The 4,153-nt window shown below is 68.5% G+C and carries 2 protein-coding genes; both read left to right on the top strand.

Going from position 1 to position 4,153, the window contains the following annotated elements; all coding sequences use genetic code 11:
• A partial coding sequence (gene glyS / locus RMO04_RS20035; RefSeq protein WP_309646533.1) for a glycine--tRNA ligase subunit beta occupies positions 1-2,259 on the top strand: 2,259 nt, incomplete at its 5' end.
• 14 nt (positions 2,260-2,273) lie between these two features.
• Positions 2,274-4,153: pyruvate, phosphate dikinase (gene ppdK / locus RMO04_RS20040; RefSeq protein ID WP_309646534.1), on the top strand; the 1,880-nt coding region annotated here is incomplete at its 3' end.

Consider the following 4,153-nt stretch of genomic DNA (forward strand, 5'->3'; position numbering starts at 1 on the left):
GAACTGTTCTCCGAAGAGATCCCCGCCCGGATGCAGGCCCAGGCCGCGCGGGACTTCGAACGCATGGCCCGCGAGCATCTGGCCGCCGAGGGGCTGTTGCCCGAGGGCCTGAAGACCTTCGCCGGTCCCCGCCGCCTGACCCTGGTCGCCCAGGGCCTGCCCGCCGCACAGGGTGACCGCCATGAGGACCTGAAGGGCCCCCGCGTCGGCTCTCCCGACCAGGCCATCGACGGTTTCCTGCGCAAGGCCGGGATCGCCCGCGACCAGCTGGTGGAGAAGGACGGCCTCTGGTTCGCCCACATCCATCGCGCCGGCCGCCCGACCCCTGAGATCGTCGCCGAGATGGTCGACAAGATCGTGCGCAATTTCCCCTGGCCCAAGTCGATGACCTGGGGCCGCGGGACCCTGCGCTGGGTCCGCCCGCTGAAGCGGATCGTCTGCCTGTTCGACGGCGAGGTGGTGCCGTTCTGGATCGATGAGACCCAGTCGGGCGATGTCACTGAGGGCCATCGCTTCATGGGCTCGGGCAAGCCCTTCAAGGTGAAGGACTTCGATAGCTACCGCGACAAGCTGGCCGCCCATTTCGTGATCCTCGACCCCGAGGAGCGGAAGGATCGCATCATGGACGGCGCGCGCACCCTCTGCTTCGCGCGCAATCTTGAACTGGTCGAGGACGAGGGCCTGCTGGCCGAGGTCGCGGGCCTGGCCGAATGGCCCACCCCGGTGCTGGGCGACATGGATCCGGACTTCCTGGACCTGCCGCCCGAGGTGATCCGCACCTCCATGCGCACCCACCAAAAGTACTTCGCCGTCCGCGACCCGCGCTCGGGCAAGCTCGCCCCGCACTTCCTCACCGTGGCCAATATCGAGGCGGCCGACGGCGGCAAGGAGATCGCGCGCGGCAACGGCAAGGTGCTGTCGGCCCGGCTGAACGACGCCCGCTTCTTCTGGGACGAGGACCGCAAGACCAAGCTTGAGGAGCGCCTGCCCAAGCTGGCCGGCGTCACCTTCCACGCCAAGCTCGGCACCCTGGGCGAACGGGTCGAACGCCTGGAGATGCTGGCCCGGGACATCGCGCCCCGCGTCGGCGCTGATCCGGCCAAGGCCGTGCTGGCGGCACGGCTCTGCAAGGCCGACCTCTCCACCGGCATGGTGGGCGAGTTCCCTGAGCTCCAGGGCCTGATGGGCGCCTACTACGCCCGCGAGGAGAAGATCAGCGCCATCGTCGCCGACGCCATCCGCGACCACTACCGTCCGATTGGCGCCACCGACGAAGCGCCGGACACGCCGGTGACGATGGCCGTGGCCCTGGCCGAGAAGCTGGACACGCTGACGGCCTTCTTCGCCATCGACGAGAAGCCGACCGGCTCGCGCGATCCCTACGCCCTGCGCCGCGCGGCGCTTGGCGTCATCCGCATCCTGCTGCAGTCGGAGGTTCGCGCCCCGATCCGCCAGCTCGTCGCCGACTGGTATCATGCCCTGAAGTGCTTCGTGGACCCCGGCCGGGCGCTCTATGTCTCGACCCGGCGCACCACCGGCTATCTGGGCGCGCTCGCGCGGTCTCCGTCGCGGGTCTTCGAGGTCTACGTCGACGAGTTCGAGGACGCCCTGCTGGAGGGCAAGCCCTACGTCGTGGCCGTCGCGGACGACTTCGACATCCGCTTCGACCGCTCCGCCCCGGCCGGCGATCCGCCGGAAGGGCAGGTGGCGTACGACTTCCGCCCCTATCCCGTGGTCGCCGACGAGGTTCTGGACTTCCTGGCCGACCGCTTGAAGGTCGTCCTGCGCGACCAGGGCAAACGTCACGACCTCGTCGACGCGGTCTTCGCGCTCGGCGACGACGACCTCGTGCGTATCGTCGCCAAGGTCGAGGCCCTGGACTCCTTCCTCACCACCGAGGACGGCAAGAACCTGCTGGCCGGCTACAAGCGCGCCGGCAATATCCTGCGCGCCGAAGAGAAGAAGGGCCCGCTGCCCGCCGGCCCGGCTGTCGCCATGTCCACGGCTCCGGCCGAGGAAGGCGCGCTGATCAAAGCCCTCGACCGCATCGAGCCGGAGGTCGCCCGCGCCCTGTCGGCCGAGGACTTTGCAGCGGCGATGCGGGCGCTATCAGAAATTCGTTCGCCGGTAGATGCGTTCTTCGACGGTGTATTAGTGAATTCCGACGTATCAGCGGAACGCGAGAACCGCTTGAGACTATTGGCTCAGGTGCGCGACCTCATGGGACGGGTCGCGGACTTCAGCCAGATAAACGGCTAAGGAGGACTACAAGGATGTCGACCGAAACGCTGACCAAGTCGCGCTGGGTCTATTCCTTTGGCGGAGGCGGCGCCGACGGCGACGCCTCCATGAAGAACCTGCTGGGGGGCAAGGGCGCCAACCTGGCCGAGATGTCGTCCCTGGGCCTGCCGGTCCCGCCGGGCTTCACCATCACCACCGAGGCCTGCGTCCACTACTACGCCAATGAGCGCCGCTATCCGGACGACCTGAAGGAACAGGTCGCCACGGGCCTGGCCACCGTCGAGAAGCTGACCGGCAAGGTGTTCGGCGACGCCGCCAATCCGCTGCTGGTCTCCGTCCGCTCCGGCGCCCGGGCCTCCATGCCCGGCATGATGGACACCGTGCTGAACCTCGGCCTCAACGATGAGACCGTGGCGGGCCTGGCCAAGCTCTCGGGCGACAAGCGCTTCGCCTTCGACAGCTATCGCCGCTTCATCCAGATGTACTCCGCCGTCGTCCTCGACCTGGACCACCACATGTTCGAGGAGATCCTGGACGAGCATAAGGAGCGCCTGGACGTCACCGTCGACACCGCGCTCACGGCCGAGGACTGGGAAAAGGTCGTCGCCGATTACAAGGCCGCCGTCGAGCAGGAGCGGGGAGAGCCCTTCCCGCAGGACCCCCACGCCCAGCTCTGGGGCGCGGTCAGCGCCGTCTTCGCCAGCTGGATGAACGACCGGGCCAAGTTCTACCGCCGCATGCACGACATCCCGGAAAGCTGGGGCACGGCGGTCAACGTCCAGTCGATGGTGTTCGGCAATATGGGCGATTCATCGGCCACCGGCGTCGCATTCACCCGCAACCCCTCGACCGGCGAGGCCCGCCTCTATGGCGAGTTCCTGATCAATGCCCAGGGCGAGGACGTGGTCGCCGGCATCCGCACCCCCCAGGCGCTCACCAAGATCGCCCGCGAGGAGATGGGCGAGAAGTCGCTTTCCATGGAAGAGGCGCTGCCGGAGGTCTTCACGCAGTTCAAGGCCGTCGTCGAGAAGCTGGAACAGCACTATCGCGACATGCAGGACATCGAGTTCACCGTGGAGAAGGGGCGCCTCTACATGCTCCAGACCCGCAACGGCAAGCGCACCGCCAAGGCCGCGCTCAAGGTCGCCGTCGATCTCGCCAGCGAGGGCCTGATCACTGAGCGCGAGGCGATCATGCGGGTCGAGCCCGCCAGCCTCGACCAGCTCCTCCACCCCACCATCGACCCGGCCAGCCCGCGCGACGTGATCACCACCGGCCTGCCGGCTTCGCCCGGCGCGGCCACCGGCAAGGTCGTGTTCAATTCCGACGAGGCCGAGCGCCTCGGCTCGGCGGGCGAGGCGGTCATCCTGGTCCGCGAGGAAACCTCGCCCGAGGACATCCACGGCATGCACGCCGCCCGCGGCATCGTCACCGCCCGAGGCGGCATGACCAGCCACGCCGCCGTGGTCGCCCGCGGCATGGGCCGGCCCTGCGTCTCCGGCGCCGGGGAGCTGCAGATCGACGGCAAGGCCGGCGAGTTCCGCGTCCGCGGCCGCACCTTCAAGGCCGGCGAGATCATCACCGTCGACGGCTCGCGCGGCGAGATCCTGGCCGGCACGGTCAAGATGATCGAGCCGGAACTCACCGGCGACTTCGCCACCCTGATGGTCTGGGCCGACAAGGCCCGTCGCCTGAAGGTCCGCGCCAACGCCGAGACCCCGCTGGACGCCCGCACCGCCCGCCAGTTCGGCGCCGAGGGCATCGGCCTTTGCCGTACCGAGCACATGTTCTTCGACGAGGACCGCATCGCCGCCGTGCGCGAGATGATCCTGGCCGACGACGAGAAGGGGCGCCGCGTCGCGCTCGCCAAGATCCTGCCGATGCAGCGCAACGACTTCGTCGAGCTGTTCAC

It is taken from the genome of Phenylobacterium sp., assembly GCF_031412415.1.
Classification (GTDB): Bacteria; Pseudomonadota; Alphaproteobacteria; order Caulobacterales; family Caulobacteraceae; genus Phenylobacterium.